The organism is Consotaella salsifontis (genome assembly GCF_900167365.1).
Taxonomy (GTDB): domain Bacteria; phylum Pseudomonadota; class Alphaproteobacteria; order Rhizobiales; family Rhizobiaceae; genus Consotaella; species Consotaella salsifontis.
Window position 1 is genome coordinate 64,719 of the sequence record NZ_FUXL01000005.1, and the last position, 15,443, is coordinate 80,161.

The 15,443-nt window shown below is 67.4% G+C and carries 12 protein-coding genes; 6 read left to right on the forward strand and 6 right to left on the reverse strand.

What is annotated here, in order from left to right:
* Window positions 1-20: 20 nt before the first annotated feature.
* The 4 genes from B5D38_RS08425 to trxA all read left to right on the forward strand — a co-directional run bounded on the left by B5D38_RS08425 (window position 21) and on the right by trxA (window position 7,996).
* Window positions 21-761, forward strand: coding sequence for a nucleotidyltransferase family protein (locus tag B5D38_RS08425; protein WP_078708223.1), 741 nt, complete (start codon window positions 21-23; stop codon window positions 759-761).
* Between the two features lie 71 nt (window positions 762-832).
* Window positions 833-3,931 carry a double-strand break repair protein AddB gene (addB, locus tag B5D38_RS08430; RefSeq protein ID WP_078707979.1) on the forward strand — a complete coding sequence of 1,033 codons (3,099 nt, stop codon included), beginning with the start codon at window positions 833-835 and terminating at the stop codon, window positions 3,929-3,931.
* Entirely contained in the window at window positions 3,928-7,521 is a 3,594-nt protein-coding gene (addA, locus tag B5D38_RS08435) for a double-strand break repair helicase AddA (RefSeq protein WP_078707980.1), read from the forward strand. Before addB ends, addA begins: the two co-directional genes overlap by 4 nt.
* 157 nt (window positions 7,522-7,678) lie before the next feature.
* Window positions 7,679-7,996 (forward strand): thioredoxin, encoded by a 318-nt coding sequence (trxA, locus tag B5D38_RS08440; RefSeq protein ID WP_078707981.1) that lies wholly within the window; start codon window positions 7,679-7,681, stop codon window positions 7,994-7,996.
* A gap of 97 nt (window positions 7,997-8,093) precedes the next feature.
* Here trxA and B5D38_RS08445 read toward each other — a convergent pair whose 3' ends face one another.
* The 6 genes from B5D38_RS08445 to B5D38_RS08470 form a co-directional block, all read right to left on the reverse strand.
* Window positions 8,094-9,386 carry a bifunctional folylpolyglutamate synthase/dihydrofolate synthase gene (locus tag B5D38_RS08445; protein ID WP_078708224.1) on the reverse strand — a complete coding sequence of 431 codons (1,293 nt, stop codon included), beginning with the start codon at window positions 9,384-9,386 and terminating at the stop codon, window positions 8,094-8,096.
* A gap of 50 nt (window positions 9,387-9,436) precedes the next feature.
* Window positions 9,437-10,375, reverse strand: a complete 939-nt coding sequence (gene accD, locus B5D38_RS08450) for an acetyl-CoA carboxylase, carboxyltransferase subunit beta (RefSeq protein WP_078707982.1) — start codon at window positions 10,373-10,375, stop codon at window positions 9,437-9,439.
* Window positions 10,376-10,483: 108 nt separating this feature from the next.
* Complete coding sequence (gene trpA / locus B5D38_RS08455) at window positions 10,484-11,317, reverse strand: tryptophan synthase subunit alpha (RefSeq protein WP_078707983.1); 834 nt, start codon at window positions 11,315-11,317, stop codon at window positions 10,484-10,486.
* A 42-nt stretch (window positions 11,318-11,359) separates the two neighbouring features.
* A complete protein-coding gene (gene cutA, locus B5D38_RS08460; RefSeq protein WP_078707984.1) occupies window positions 11,360-11,686 on the reverse strand; it encodes a divalent-cation tolerance protein CutA in 327 nt (108 codons plus the stop codon).
* Window positions 11,687-11,691: 5 nt separating this feature from the next.
* Window positions 11,692-12,915 carry a tryptophan synthase subunit beta gene (gene trpB, locus B5D38_RS08465; RefSeq protein ID WP_078707985.1) on the reverse strand — a complete coding sequence of 408 codons (1,224 nt, stop codon included), beginning with the start codon at window positions 12,913-12,915 and terminating at the stop codon, window positions 11,692-11,694.
* Window positions 12,912-13,598 carry a phosphoribosylanthranilate isomerase gene (locus tag B5D38_RS08470; RefSeq protein ID WP_078707986.1) on the reverse strand — a complete coding sequence of 229 codons (687 nt, stop codon included), beginning with the start codon at window positions 13,596-13,598 and terminating at the stop codon, window positions 12,912-12,914. Before B5D38_RS08470 ends, trpB begins: the two co-directional genes overlap by 4 nt.
* Before the next feature lie 173 nt (window positions 13,599-13,771).
* On the opposite strand from B5D38_RS08470, the gene B5D38_RS08475 reads away from it, so the two are divergent.
* Together B5D38_RS08475 and B5D38_RS08480 are read left to right on the forward strand one after the other, a co-directional pair.
* Complete coding sequence (locus tag B5D38_RS08475; protein ID WP_078707987.1) at window positions 13,772-14,383, forward strand: alpha/beta hydrolase; 612 nt, start codon at window positions 13,772-13,774, stop codon at window positions 14,381-14,383.
* Window positions 14,384-14,448: 65 nt separating this feature from the next.
* Window positions 14,449-15,393 carry a ring-cleaving dioxygenase gene (locus tag B5D38_RS08480; RefSeq protein WP_078708225.1) on the forward strand — a complete coding sequence of 315 codons (945 nt, stop codon included), beginning with the start codon at window positions 14,449-14,451 and terminating at the stop codon, window positions 15,391-15,393.
* The last annotated feature ends 50 nt before the right edge of the window (window positions 15,394-15,443 follow it).

The window sequence follows — 15,443 nt, forward strand, 5'->3', positions numbered from 1 at the left end:
CGATTTCCCGGATCGATGAGATGACGCGCGAACCAAACGAGAAATTCCGTCCCTCGACGGCGATGATGCTCGCCGCTGGGCTCGGCAAGCGAATGCGGCCGATTACCTCGACCATTCCAAAGCCTCTGATCGAGGTTGGACAGAAATCGCTGATCGACTATGGCCTCGATGCGCTGTCGCGCAACGGCGTCTCCAAGGTCGTGGTCAACGTCCACTACATGGCCGATCTGATGCAGGCGCATCTGAAGAAGCGCAAGGACATGGAGATCGTGGTCTCCGACGAGCGCGAGAAGCTGCTCGATTCGGGCGGCGGCATCGTCAAGGCCCTGCCGCTGCTCGGCGAGGAGCCCTTCTTCGTCATCAATGCCGACACCTTCTGGATCGACGGCTATCGCGACAATCTCGATCTCCTGGCCGATCTCTGGGACCCGGAGAAGATGGATATCCTGCTACTCATCGCCACGATGGAGCAGGCGAGCGGCTACGAGGGACGCGGCGATTTCGCCATGGATGTCGAGGGTCGGCTGAAGCGCGTCAAGGAACGCACCATGTCGCCCTTCATCTATGCCGGGGCGGCGCTGTTCAAGCCCGAAGTCTTCGACGGCTATCAGGCCAATCCATTCTCGCTCAACCGCATCTTCGACACGGCGATCGATTCCGACCGCCTCTTCGGCGCCCGCCTCGACGGCCTCTGGATCACCGTCGGAACGCCGGAAGCCGTGCATATGGCGGAGGCGCGGCTGCGCTCCAGCGCCGCCTGAAACGGAACGCGCCGAGCGCCATATCGGCGGATGAGGGTGTACCGGGCGGACCCATGCGGTAGATTGACCACATGCGTCCCCACCTCTTCTCGATTCCCCCCGGCGTGCCGTTCCTGAGAACCCTCGCTGGGGCCCTTGCTTCCGGCGAGCTCGTTCCGGGCTTCAGCGCGGCGGGCGATCCGTTGGCTTTCGCCGCTGCGACGATCTTCGTGCCGACAAGGCGCGCGGCGCGCGTCCTGGCCGCCGAGATCGGCGCCGCTCTCGGCGGAGAGGCGGCGATCCTTCCCTCGATCCGGCTTCTGGGGGCGGTCGACGAGACGAGCCTGGTCTTCACCTCCGGCGCGCCCGACCTTTCGGCCACCATGGACGCCCTGGAGCGCCGGCTTCTCATCGCCCGGCTGGTGCGCCAGTGGAAATCGCAGATCTCGACCGAGACGATCCGCCTTCTGGCGAAGGAGGAGGTCGATCTGCCGGCCTCCTCGGCCGATGCGCTGTGGCTTTCGGGGGATCTTTGCGCGCTTCTCGACGAGGTCGAGGATCAGGCGATCGATCTTGCGCCGCTCGCCACCCTCGCGCCCGACCGGCTCGCCCATTGGTGGCAGCTGACCCTGACCTTCCTCCAGATCCTGACGAAGCACTGGCCCGAGGTGCTCGCCGAGCGCGGCGTGGTCGATGCCGCCCGCGCCCGCAACGCATGGCTTCGCGGCGAGGCGGAGCGGCTGACGCGCGACGGCGCGAGGGGGCCGGTGATCGTTGCCGGCTCAACCGCGACGGCGCCCGCGACACTCGCCTTTCTCAAGGCGGTCGCGCATCTGCCCAACGGCGCGGTGGTTCTGCCGGGGCTCGACCGCGACCTGGACAGGAGCGCCTACGAGGCGATCGATCTTGCGCGCTCGGCGGCCGCGCCCGGCCACGCACAGTACGGGCTGAAGCGCATCCTCGCCGCCCTTGGCGCGGAGCGGGATGAGGTCACGCATCTCGACGCCGCCCTGCCGCCATTGCTGCGGGCCCGAGAGCGGCTTGTCGCCGATGCGCTGCGCCCCGCCGAGACGACCGATGCCTGGGCCGGCGCCCTGCCCGAGGCCGGCGCGCTGGATGACCTCGCCCTGATCGAGGCCGGTGACGAGCGCGAAGAGGCGCTGGCGATCGCCGCCGCGCTGCGCACCGCGATTTCCAAGGACGGTACCAAGGCGGCACTGGTGACGCCGGACCGCAACCTCGCCCGACGAGTGGTCTCCGAGCTTTCGCGCTTCGGCATCGCCGCCAACGACTCGGCCGGACGGCCGCTGGCGGCGACGGCGCCGGGGACGCTCCTCATCCTGGCGGCGGAGGTGGCGCTTCAGCCGGGCGATCCCGTGCCGCTGCTGTCGCTCCTGAAGCACCCCCTCGCCCGCTTCGGCCTCTCGGCGGATGCGGCGCGGCGCGCCGCGCGCACCATCGAGATGATCGCCCTGCGCGGCGGGGCGGCTGTTGCCGATGTCGTCGGGCTCGCCGGCCTCTATGACAAGCGCCGCGCCGCACTGGAAGAAGAGGGAGCACGCCCCGCGCGCCCCATTGCTCTCGTCTCGCATGAGGATCGAGATATGGCCGCCACGGTGGCGCGGGACGTCGAGGCGGCGCTCGCGCCTCTCACCGGCCTTCGCGCATCCGCGCCACAGGAAATCGCAGCCTTCGCCACGGCCGCGACCAAGGCGCTGGAGGCGCTCTGTCGCGACAGCGAGAGCGACGCTTCGAACCTTTATGCCGAGGAGGCGGGCACGGCCCTCGCCACGTTCCTCTCGGCGCTCGTCCATGCCCCGGAAACCCGCTTCTCCTTCGATCCCTTCGAGCTGCCCGACGTCCTGCGGGCCCTGATGGCGGGGGAAACGGTGAAGCCCCGCGGCGGCCTGTCCGCGCGCGTCTTCATTTGGGGCGCCCTGGAAGCGCGCCTTCAAAGCGTCGACACGGTGATCCTCGGAGGGCTCAACGAGGGCTCCTGGCCTGGGGCGGCGCGAAACGACGCCTTCCTGTCGCGCATCATGCGCACCGACCTCGCGCTCGACCCGCCGGAGCGGCGGATCGGCCTTGCGGCCCACGATTTCACCATGGCGCTCGGAGCAAGCCGCGCCATCCTCTCCCGCTCGTTGCGCTCGGGCGGCGCGCCCACCATCGCCTCGCGCTGGCTCCAGCGGTTGCTGACGATCGCCGGTCCTGACGGCGCGGCCGAGCTAAGGCAGGCGGGCGCTCCCTATCTGACTGCGGCCAGAACGCTCGACGAGCTGCCGCCGGAAAAGCACATGGAGCCTCCCGCGCCGCGTCCCCCCCTCGCCCAACGGCCGACGCGCTTTTCCGTGACGGAGGTCGAAACCCTCATCCGCGACCCTTACGCGGTCCATGCGCGGCGCATCCTGCGGCTCGAAAAGATGCCGCCCTTGATCCGCGATCCCGGCGCAGCCGATCGCGGCAGTCTCTACCACCGCATCCTGGCGCGCTTCGTCATGGAGGGTGTCGCGCCCAGGGCGGACGACGCCGAAAGCCGGCTTATCGAGATCGCCCGCGAGGAGTTTCTCACCGAGGACCTGCCGGTAGAGGTCGAGGCCGTATGGTGGCCGCGCATGGAGGGGCTCGCCCGGCGCTTTCTCGAATGGGAGCGGGGAAGAGACGAGGCGGTGAAAGCGCGCCATGCCGAACTCGGTGGCTGGATCGAGCTTGCCGACATCGGGCTGACCCTCACGGGTTTCGCCGACCGCATCGATGAACTCAAGGACGGATCGCTGGAGCTGATCGACTTTAAGACGGGCACCGAGCCCTCGGCCAAACAGGCGCGCACGCTGCTCGCCCCGCAGCTTCCCCTGGAAGGGGCGATGGTCAAGCGCGGGGGCTTCAAGGGGCTCGAGGAGGGGCGGCGCGTCGCCGACCTCCTTTATGTTCGCCTGCGCGAGCGCGACTTCTATGACGAGCGCCTCTCGTTCGAGGACAAGAAGGCCGGCGTGGTGACCACGGCGGACGATCTCTCCGAGGCCGCGCTGGAGAAGCTGAAGGGCCTTCACGCCGCCTACCGCGACGAGAAGCGGCCCTATCTCGCACGCCAGCGCCCCTTCCGCGCGGGCGACTTTTCCGCCGACTACGACCACCTGTCGCGCGCCCGCGAATGGGCGGCGGGCGACGACGGCGCGGGAGATGGCGAATGAGCGGCTTTTCCGTTTCCGAAGCCACCCGGATGGCGCAGGGCACGGCCTCCGATCCGCGCCTCTCCGTCTTCGTTTCGGCCAATGCCGGTTCCGGCAAGACCCATGTCTTGACCGAGCGCGTCGTGCGCCTGCTTCTGTCGGGCGCCGAGCCCGGCCGCATTCTCTGCCTGACCTATACGAAGGCGGCCGCCGCCGAAATGTCGAACCGCGTCTTCACGCGCCTCGCCGCCTGGGCGACGGCGGACGATGAGACGTTGGCAAACGAACTGTCCCGTCTCGGGGAGGAGCCGGCGGTGGAGCGCCTCGCCGAGGCGCGGCGGCTCTTCGCCAAGGCGCTGGAAACGCCGGGCGGCCTCAAGATCCAGACCATCCATGCCTTCTGCGAGGCGATCCTCCACCAGTTCCCGCTGGAGGCCGGCGTTCCGGGACATTTCGAGGTGATGGAGAGCGCCGAGAGCGCGCTTCTGATCGCCGAGGCGCGGCGCATGCTCATCGGCGGGGCGACGCACGGCCTCGAAGAACAGAAGGACCTCTCCGAGGCCTTTGCCGACGCGCTGTCGCTTGCCGGAGAGTTCGGGCTCGATCGCCTGATCTCCGAGATCGTGATGAAGCGGGATGCCATACGCCGCCACATGGAGGAGACGGGGGGACTGGCGGGGGCGGTCGACTTTCTCGCCGAAGCGCTGGGGATAGACCCCGCCGAGAGCGAGGCGACGATCATCGCCGCCGCCTGCCCGGCTCCCAGCCTTGACGACGATTTCTGCCGGAGCCTTTCCGTCGTCGCCAAGGCGAGCGACAAGGTGACGGACGCAAAGTTCCTCGCCCGCCTCGGCGCCTATCTCGAAGCAGGCGAGCCGGCGGCACGTTACGAGGCGCTCCTCGCCCTGCTCTTCAAGAAGGACGGCGACCCCTACAAGAGCCTTGCCACCAAGGCCGTCACAACCTTCCACGAGGACTTCCAGAATCGCATCGACCGCGCCGTCGAGCATCTTTCCGCCATTCGCGCGAAACTGGCGACGCTGAAGCTCTTCCGCGCCAGCCGGGCCGCGCTCGTCATCGCCGACCAGCTGGAGCGCGATTACGGCAACCTCAAGCGGCGGCGCGGGCGCCTCGACTTCGAGGATCTCATCGTGCGAACGGCCGATCTCCTGGCGCGCTCCGAGGCAGCCGACTGGGTTCACTTCAAGCTCGACAAGGGCCTCGACCACATCCTGGTCGACGAGGCGCAGGACACCAGCGCCCGCCAGTGGCAGGTGGTGCGCTCGCTGGTCGAGGAGTTCTTCACCGGACGCACCGCGCGCGAGGGCCTGCGCACGGTCTTTGCCGTGGGCGACGAAAAGCAGTCGATCTACTCCTTCCAGGGCGCCCTCCCCGCCATGTTCGCCGACGAACGCCGGCGCATCGAGGAGCGGGCGCTGGCCTCGGGCCGCAAGTTTCGCCGTCTCGATCTGCACCAGTCGTTCCGCTCGGCCGCCGACGTGCTCTCCGCAGTCGATGCCGTGTTCGAGGACCCGGAGAACCGGCGCGGCCTGTCCTCGACGGGCGAGGCGCCGGCCCACCAGTCGGCGCGCTCCGAACCGGGGCTGGTGGAAGTCTGGCCGGTGGTCCAGGCGCAGCCCACGCTGGAATCGGAGGATTGGCTGAAGCCCGTCGACATCCAGCCGGACAGCGCACCGGTGAACGTGCTGGCCCGGCGCATCGCGTCGCAGATCGGTGCGTGGATGGGCGACCCCATCACCGTCAAGGGCAAGACCCGCGCCCTCACCCCGGGCGACGTTCTCATCCTGGTCCGAAAGCGCTCCGCTTTCGTGGAGGCCATGGGCAAAGCTCTCAGGGACGCGAACCTGCCGGTGGCCGGCGCCGATCGCCTTGTCCTCACCGACCACATCGCCATCCAGGACCTGATGGCGCTCGGCCGGGTCGCGGCCAATGCCGAGGACGATCTCTCCCTTGCCGCCGTGCTGAAGAGCCCGCTCTTCGGCTTCTCTGATGATGAGCTGATGGCGCTCGCGCTTTCGCGAGGCCCTCGCGACGCGCTTTATCTGGCGCTGCGCCGCCTTGTCGGCTTCGAGGGGGAAAAGCGCCTGCCCGATTTCGTGGCGCAGGAAGCGCGAACGGCCCTGCGCGAGAAGGCGGCGCGGGCCTTCGACCGGCTGGAGCGCCAGAGAATGCGCGCCGGCTTCGAGGGGGTTTTCGCCTTCTATGCCCGCGTTCTCGGCCCCGAGGGCGGGCGCGCCAGCCTCGTGGCACGGCTCGGCAGTGACGCCGGCGAGGTGATCGACGCCTTTCTCGACCTCGCGCTTGCCGAGGAGACCAAGGCTCATGCCGGCCTCGACGCCTTTCTCGCCGACATCGAGGCGAACCCGCCCGAGATCAAGCGCGAAATGGAACATGGACGGGGCGAGGTGCGCATCATGACCACCCACGCCTCGAAGGGTCTGGAAGCTCCGGTCGTCTTTCTGGTCGATCCGGGCTCAGCCCCCTTCTCCCATTCGCACGGCGCCCGCCTGATGTCGTGGGAGGACATGCCGGGCCTTTATCCCGGTCAGGCGCCGGGCTTTCTCTGGCGCGCCGACAAGAGCCTGGAGACGAGCGCCATCGCCGCGCTCAAGGAGACCGAGCGCCTGCGCGCCGAGGAGGAATATCACCGCCTCCTCTATGTCGGCATGACACGCGCCGCCGACCGGCTGGTCGTCTGCGGCACGGCGGGCGTTCGCGGACCCAACGAGCAGTCCTGGCTTCAGCGGGTGCAGGCAAGCCTTGGCCCAAAATGCGAGGAAATTTGCGACGATGACGGCGCGGTGGTCGCGTGGCGCTTCGGCAAGCTCGCGGGCGGCGAAAAGATCGCCGCGCCTCAAACCCAGGTGGCCCAGCCAGCGGCGCTCGATCTTTCGCGGCTGCCGCCGGAGGCGCTGGCTCCTCGTCCGCTCACCCCGTCCTCGGCCGGCGCCTCCTACGAGATCGAGCCGGAGGAAGGCGGCGAGGCGGCAGGCGTGGGGGGCTTCATCTCCCCCGTCCTCGGCGGAGCCAAATCGAACTCCCTGGCGGTGCGTCGGGGCCTTGCCGTCCACAAGCTGCTGGAGATCCTGCCGGAGACCGCCGAAGCGGAGCGTGAGGCACATGCCCGCGCCTTCCTCGCCTCGCCGATGGCCGATCTTCCTCCAGCCGAGCAGGAAAGCGCCCTTGGGGCTGTCCTTTCGATCCTCTCCGACCCGGCCTTCGCTGCGGTGTTTGCCAGCGGTAGCCGAGGCGAAGTGCCTGTTTCGGGGCGAATCGTACTCGGCGGCGAAGAGTACTCAGTGAGCGGAACAATCGATCGTCTGGCTTTATCACCAGATCGTGTTCTCATCGTCGATTACAAAACCAACCGTTCCGTGCCGGTGGATATTGCTGCTGTGCCACCAGCCTATCTTCTTCAGCTCGCGCTCTATCGCGCGCTTCTGAGAAGCCTTTTCCCGCTGATTCCTGTGGAAGCGGCTCTTCTTTTCACCGAAGCGCCCGTGCTGATGCCGGTTGCCGGCGAGGCGCTCGATGAAGCGCTGGCCCGGCGGGCACGATCCGCCGCCGGCGCCGGGGTCTCCGGTGCTTGATTTACCGACGACGGCCTTCTACCTGTCTTAACGAGTTCTCCAGCGCGCCATGCGACACTGTGGCTCGCTCGGACCCTCTGATCACATCATGTCATCGTGCTTTTGCGGATTGCCCCTACGGTCCGCGCGCGACGTTCAAGAACAAGGAAACGCTCCCATGGCCACGAAGAAGATCGACAGCACCAATTTCAAGTCCGAAGTGATCGACAGCTCCAAGCCAGTGGTGGTCGACTTCTGGGCCGAGTGGTGTGGCCCCTGCAAGATGATCGCGCCGAGCCTGGAGGAAATCTCCGAAGAAATGGATTCGATTGCGGTCGCCAAGGTCAATATCGACGAGAATCCGGACATCGCCGCGCAGTTCGGCGTGCGCTCGATTCCCACGCTGGTTCTTTTCAAGAACGGCGAGCCCGCCTCCATCCAGGTCGGCGCGGCGCCGAAGTCGAAGCTCGTGAACTGGATCAAGGGCGCGGCCTGATCGCGTCGGTCGAGCCGAGAGCGAATGACTTGGCCCGCTTCGGCGGGCCTTTTCTTTTGGCGCTCCGCTCTTCTCCTGTCGCGGCGCCGCTACCGGCTCAATCCGGCGCGAGCCCGCTCTCGGCGAGCACTTCCCCGGCAAGGTAGAGCGACCCGCAGACGAGAATGCGCGGCGCCCTCTCGCCCCATTGGCCGTCCGCCACCTTTCTCAGCGCCGAGGCCACATCCTCGCAGGGCTCAGCGGCAAGCCCCGCCTGGGCGACCGCTTCCGCCAGCGCCTCGGGCGGAACCCCAGCCTCCGACATGTGAACGGGCACCGTGAACACCTGCCTCGCCATACCCTTGAAGGCCGAGAAGAAGCCGACCGTGTCCTTGGTGTTGATCATCCCGGCGACGAGCACCAGCGGTCGCGGAACCTTGTCCTCCAGGCCCGCCAGCGTTTCGGCGATAACGAGGCCGGCACCCGGATTGTGCCCGCCGTCGAGCCAAAGCTCGGCTCCCGCCGGCACGAGATCGGCTAGGCGGCCTGCGGTAATGCGCTGGAGGCGACCGGGCCAGGTCGTGGCGGCCACGCCCTCCTCGATGGCAGAGGCGTCGAGGCCAAGGCGGGCCAGCCGAAGCGCGGCAATGGCGTTGGCCGCATTGGCGATCTGGTGGCGGCCGGGAAGGCGCGGCAACGGCAGGTCCAACAGGCCCGTTTCGTCCTGATAGACCATGCGGCCGCGTTCCTCGAAGGCGAAGAAGTCCTCGCCATAGACCGCAGTCGGCCCGCCGGCGGCAAGAGCCGCCGCCTTCAGCACATCGAGCGCCGCCGACGCATTCTGCTGGCCGATGACGACAGGGCACCCCGACTTGATGATTCCCGCCTTTTCCGCCGCGATCTCCTCGACCGTATCGCCGAGATAGGCCTGATGGTCGAGCGAGACGCTGGCGATCACCGAGACGGCGGGGCGCTCGATCACATTGGTCGCGTCGAGCCGACCTCCGAGGCCGACCTCGATAAGCGCAACGTCAGCCGGATGCTCGGAAAAAAGAAGGAAGCCGGCGGCCGTCAGGATCTCGAAGACCGTGATCGGCTCGTCGCTATTGGCCCTTGCCGTCCGGGCGATAGCCTCCGCCAGCACGGCATCATCCACGAAGCGGCCGGGTCCGTTCGAGCCGCCGAGACGATAACGCTCGTTCCACTCGACGAGGTGCGGCGAGGTGTGGACATGAACGGAGCGTCCCGCCGCTTCCAGTATGGCGCGCAGGAAGGCGACGGTGGAGCCCTTGCCGTTGGTGCCGGCGACATGGATCACCGGCGGCAACTTGAGATGGGGATCGCCGAGAGCGGCAAGCAGACGGCGGATGCGCGTCAGCGCGAGGTCGAAGCCCTTGGGATGCCGCAGCATCAACCGTTCGATCTCGGCCGCGGCGAGACCTCTCGTGATCGACAACGGGCCTACTCTGCGGCCTGGGACGACCGCGCTTCCTCGGCCGACAGTCCCATGACTTCGAGATGCGAGGTCGACTCGGCCTGGGGCAGGGTCGAGGGCGACTTTGTCAGAACCTTCAGGAGCGAGGCGATCTTGTGCTTCAGATCGTGGCGATGCACGACCATGTCGATCATGCCGTGCTCCAGAAGATATTCCGAGCGCTGGAAACCTTCCGGCAGCTTCTCGCGAATGGTCTGCTCAATGACGCGTGGTCCGGCGAAGCCAATGAGCGCGCCCGGCTCGGCAATGTGGACGTCGCCCAACATCGCGTAGGAAGCGGTCACGCCGCCGGTCGTCGGATTGGTCAGAACGACGATGTAAGGAAGGCCCGCCTCCTTCACCATGTCGACGGCGACGGTGGTGCGCGCCATCTGCATCAGCGACAGGATGCCCTCCTGCATGCGCGCGCCGCCCGAACCGGCAAAGAGAACCAGCGGTGCCTTGCGCTCCACCGCCGTCTCAGCGGCCGTGACGATGGCCTCGCCCGCCGCCATGCCCAGCGAGCCGCCCATGAAGGCGAAATCCTGGACAGCGGCGACGATGCCTAAACCTTCGATCGTTCCCGTGCCCACCAGGAGAGCGTCGTCCATGCCGGTCTTGGCGCGGCTGTCCTTGAGACGCTCGGTATAGCGTCGCTCGTCGCGGAACTTCAGCGGATCGGCCGCCACCTTGGGCAGGTCCACCGCTTCATAATCGCCATTGTCGAAGAAGGCTTTCAGCCGGTCTCCGGCGCGAATGCGCATGTGGTGCCCTGAAGATGGGACCACCCACTGGTTGGCCTCGAGGTCCTTGTGAAAGACCATCTCCCCCGTTTCGGGGCATTTGATCCACAGGTTCTCGGGCACTTCCGGTTTGGAAAGAAGGCTCGAAATCTTCGGGCGAACGTAATTGGTGATCCAGTTCACGGCGGCTTTCCGTTGCGTTCCGGGCGGGCGGCGGCCGGACCTTCCGGCCCGGGTGCTTCAGTCGAAGCCTCTAATATCAGCTTGTGCCCTTAGTTGGGCAGAGCGGCGTTAGCGCGCAAGCCTGGCCGATCTTACACCCTCGGCGAGGTTCGACACCAGGGCGGCGACGGCGCCCCTGGTCTTGTCGGTGGCGCAGCCCGCCTCGTCAAGCGAGGACGCAATCGCCGACACCAGCGCCGAGCCGACGACGACGCCGTCCGCCGCCTTGCCGATCTCGGCCGCCTGCTCCGCCGTCCTGACACCGAAGCCGACGCACACCGGAAGATCGGTGTGGCCTTTGATGCGGCCGACCGCTGCCTCGACCTTCTTCGCATCGGGCGCGGCCGAGCCGGTGATACCGGTGATCGACACGTAGTAGACGAATCCGGACGTGTTCTTCAGAACCGCCGGCAGGCGATGATCGTCGGTGGTGGGGGTTGCGAGGCGAATGAAGGAAAGCCCCTTCTCCAGCGCCGGCAGGCAGAGTTCGTCGTCCATCTCGGGCGGCAGGTCGACGACGATCAGCCCATCGACCCCCGCCTTGAGCGCCGCGTCCACAAAGGCTTGGACGCCGTAGACGTAGATCGGATTGAAATAGCCCATGAGAATGAGCGGCGTCGCCGGATCGCTCTCGCGAAAGCGCGCGACGGTGGCAAGCGTCTTCTTCAGTGTCTCGCCGCCATGGAGTGCCCGCCGCCCCGCCTCCTGGATCGCCGGCCCGTCGGCCATGGGATCGGAAAACGGCATGCCGAGCTCGATCAGGTCGGCGCCGGCCGCCGGCAGCGCCTTGATGATGTCGAGCGCCGTCTCTCCATCCGGATCACCCGCCATCAGGAAGGTGACGAGCGCCGGCCGCCCCTCTTCTTTCAAGGTTTTGAAGCGCTCTTCGATGCGTCTGGTCATGGCGGGCTTTCGGAACTCTGGTCGAAGGGTTGGTCGGGCGGATCAGGCGTCGGGCGCGGCGCTCGCCTCGATCCAGTCGCGAGTCGCGGGATCGATGAAGGCGATGGCGCGGCCGAGGATCGCCGGTGTCTCATAGGGATGATGAATGCGGATTTCGTCGGCGACCTTCTCGAAAAGGTCGGCGCGGGTCTTCAGGACGAGCGGCCATTCCTCCGCCGTCTCGACGGCGCCCTGCCACCAGTAGCGGCTTTGAAGAGGAGCGCCCACCTGCGCGCATGCGACGAGCCGAGCCTCGACGAGACGGCGCGAGAGACGGTCCGCCTCCTCGGCGCTCGGGCAGGTCACTTCGATCTCCACCGCCTCGGTCATGCTCCCTAGAGCTCCAGGCCCATGGACTGCGCCACCGTGTGGACGTCCTTGTCGCCACGGCCGGAGAGGCAGAGGACGATGGTCTCGTCCTTGCCCATCTTCGGCGCGAGCTTGGCCACCTCGGCAAGACCGTGGGCGGATTCGAGGGCCGGGATGATGCCTTCCGTGCGGGTGCAGAGATGGAAGGCGTCGAGCGCCTCCTTGTCGGTGATGGGGTCGTAGGTGACGCGCCCGGTGTCGCGCAGCCACGCATGCTGCGGCCCGACGCCCGGATAGTCGAGTCCGGCCGAGATCGAGTGGCCCTCCAGGATCTGCCCATTCTCGTCCTGAAGCAGATAGGTCCGGTTGCCGTGGAGAACGCCGGGGCGCCCGCCGTTCATCGAGGCGGCGTGGCCGTTTTCCACGTCCATCCCGTGGCCGCCGGCTTCCGCGCCGAAGATCTTGACCTCGGGATCATCGAGGAAGGCGTCGAACATGCCGATAGCGTTGGAGCCGCCGCCGACGCAGGCGACGACGGCCGAGGGCAGGCTACCAGTCTGCGCCAGCATCTGCTCGCGCGCCTCGCGGCCGATGATGCCCTGGAAGTCGCGCACCAGCGCCGGATAGGGGTGGGGGCCCGCCGCCGTGCCGATCAAATAATAGGTGGTGTCGACGTTCGTCACCCAGTCACGCAGCGCCTCGTTCATGGCGTCCTTGAGCGTGCCGGCGCCGGCGGTAACGGGACGCACCTCGGCGCCGAGAAGGCGCATGCGGAAGACGTTGGGCTTCTGGCGCTCGACGTCGGTCGCGCCCATAAAGACGACGCAGGGCAGGCCGAAGCGGGCACAGACCGTGGCGGTGGCGACACCGTGCTGGCCGGCGCCGGTTTCCGCGATGATGCGCGTCTTGCCCATGCGCCGCGCGAGAAGAATCTGCCCGAGGCAGTTGTTGATCTTGTGGGAGCCGGTGTGGTTCAGCTCCTCGCGCTTGAAATAGATCCTGGCGCCGCCGAGCTCCTCCGACAGACGCTCGGCGAAATAGAGCGGCGAGGGCCGGCCGGTGTAGTGGGTGTTGAGGGCGCCGAGCTCGGCTTCGAAAGCGGGGTCCTGGCGCGCCGTCTTCCACGCTTCTTCAAGCTCCAGGATCAGCGGCATCAGGGTCTCGGCGACGAAGCGCCCGCCATAGATGCCGAAGCGGCCGTCTTCATCGGGGCCGGAGCGATAGGAATTGGGGAGGATCGGTTGGTTCACGAGGCTTTCCGTTCTTGTGTCTTGCCCGGCGCGGGCGCTTGGCCCGCCGCCTCCAATGCATCGAAGAAGCGATGGATGAGGGACACGTCCTTCACTCCCGGTGCGCTTTCCAGACCCGAGGAAACGTCGAGACCCGTCACCCCGCGCCGCCCGAGCGCCCCGCCGACATTTCCGGCATCCAAGCCACCGGAAAGCATGTAGAGCGTTCCATCGTCAAGCGCGTCGAGAAGCCGCCAGTCGAAGGAAACGCCGTTGCCGCCGGGAAGCGCCGAGCCCTTCGGCCTTTTCGCGTCGAGCAGCAGGCGGTCGGCGACAGGAAGATAGGTGGCCACGCGGCCGACATCCTCGGCCGAGCCGATGGAAACCGCCTTCATCACCGGCCGCGAGAAACGCTGCTTCACCTCCAGGACGCGCTCGGGCGTCTCATGGCCATGAAGCTGCAGCCAGTCGGGCGAGACGGACGCGACAATCTTGTCGAGCAGCGCATCGTCGGGGTCAACAGCCACCACGGTGACGAGGGCGCGCGAACCGACCAGACGGCGGAGCGCCGCCATTGCCTCGATTTCGAGATGGCGCGGACTCCTCGGGAAGGAGATGAAGCCGACATGACTTGCCCCGCGCGACAGCGCGGCCTCGATCGCCGCCTCGTCCTTCATGCCGCAGGTCTTGATGTCGAGCGCCATTGGTCGGTCATCCGTTTGGAATTCCCCTTGCTTATCGCGCGCCTGCCCGTCTCCTGCAAGGCGCGGCCTGTCGGCGGGCTCGCCAATGGCGACGGACCGTCAACCGTTCGCCCTCTTCGCCTTTCGCGCCGGCAAGGCCAACTATGGGGCAACGTTCAACCGGAGGCCCTGCCATGGCCGAGCTTTCCTTCATTCATCGCTTCGAGGCGGGCGAGGATCAAAGCCTTGCGCCGCTGCTGCTGCTTCATGGCACGGGCGGCGACGAGCGCGATCTTCTGCCGCTCGGCCGTCTCGTCGCGCCTGGCGCGGCGCTGCTCTCCCCGCGCGGCAAGGTGCTGGAAGGCGGCATGCCGCGCTTCTTCCGCCGCCTTTCCGAGGGCGTCTTCGACGAGGCGGATGTGGCGCGGCGGGCAGGCGAGCTTGCCGATTTCGTCGCCGAGGCCCGAGAGGCCTATGGCATCGGCGCGCCTCTCGCCCTCGGCTTTTCCAACGGGGCGAACATCGCCGCCGCCATGCTCCTCCTTCACCCGGAGGCGCTTGCCGGCGCCGTTCTCCTGCGGCCGATGGTGCCGCTCGCTTCGCCGCCGGACGGCGATCTTTCGGGCAAGCCGATCCTGATGATCTCGGGCGCGGCCGATCCGCTGATCGCGTCGGAGAACCCCGCGCGCCTCGCCCGTACATTCCGCGAGCGCGACGCCGATCTCACCCATGAGACGGTCGACGCTGGTCACGGCCTTTGCGAGCGCGATCTTCTCCTCATGAAATCCTGGATGGCCCGCTCATGACCACTCGACTTCGCGGGCGCATTTCGCCCCGTCCCCTGATTCCCGACACGCTTTCGGAGGCCCCCATGCAGCTCACCGGCATTCACCACCTCACAGCCGTCACCGCCGAGGCGGCGCGCAATCTCGATTTCTACACGCGCGTTCTCGGCCTGCGGCTCGTCAAGAAGACCGTCAATCAGGACGACGTCTCGGCCTACCACCTGTTCTATGCCGATGGACTCGCCTCCCCCGGCACCGACATCACCTTCTTCGACTGGCCGGTCGGGCCGGAGCGGCGCGGCACCCATTCCATCGTGCGCACCGCCTTCCGCGTCTCGGGTCAGGCGACGCTGCAATGGTGGCAGACGCGGCTCGAGAGCGAGGGCGTTGTCCATCAAGGCATCGTGATGCGCGACAAGCGCCTCGTGCTCGACTTCGAGGACTTCGAGGGCCAGCGCCTGACGCTGATCGACGATGGCGGGGAAGGCGAGGCTCACCCTTGGGAAAAAAGCCCGGTGCCGGCCAATCACCAGATCCGTGGCCTCGGCCCGATCACCATCTCGGTGCCCGATCTTGCGCCGACGGCGATCGTGCTGACCAAGCTGATGATGATGCGCGAGGCCGGCACCTATCCGACGCCCGGCAACGAGGGCTCCACCACCCATGTCTTCGAGATGGGAGACGGGGGCGCCGCGGCCGAGCTGCACGTCGCCGTGGAGCCGGGGCTGCCCATCGCGCAGCAAGGCGCGGGCTCGGTCCACCATGTCGCGTTCCGCGTTCCTGATGCCGATTACGAGGCCTGGGCGCAGCGGCTGGCTGAGGTGCGCCTGCCCTCCTCCGGCCCGGTCGACCGCTACTACTTCAGGAGCCTTTATTTCCGGGAGCCGAACGGCATTCTCTTCGAGATCGCGACGGACGGTCCGGGCTTTGCCACCGACGAGCCCCTGGAACAGCTGGGCGAGAGGCTGGCGCTGCCACCCTTCCTGGAGCCGCGCCGCGCCGAGATCGAGGCCGGCCTGAAGCCGCTGTAAGGCGGCGGATTGCGGAACCCAGCCTGCTTCCTCGTGTTTCGACCCGGAAG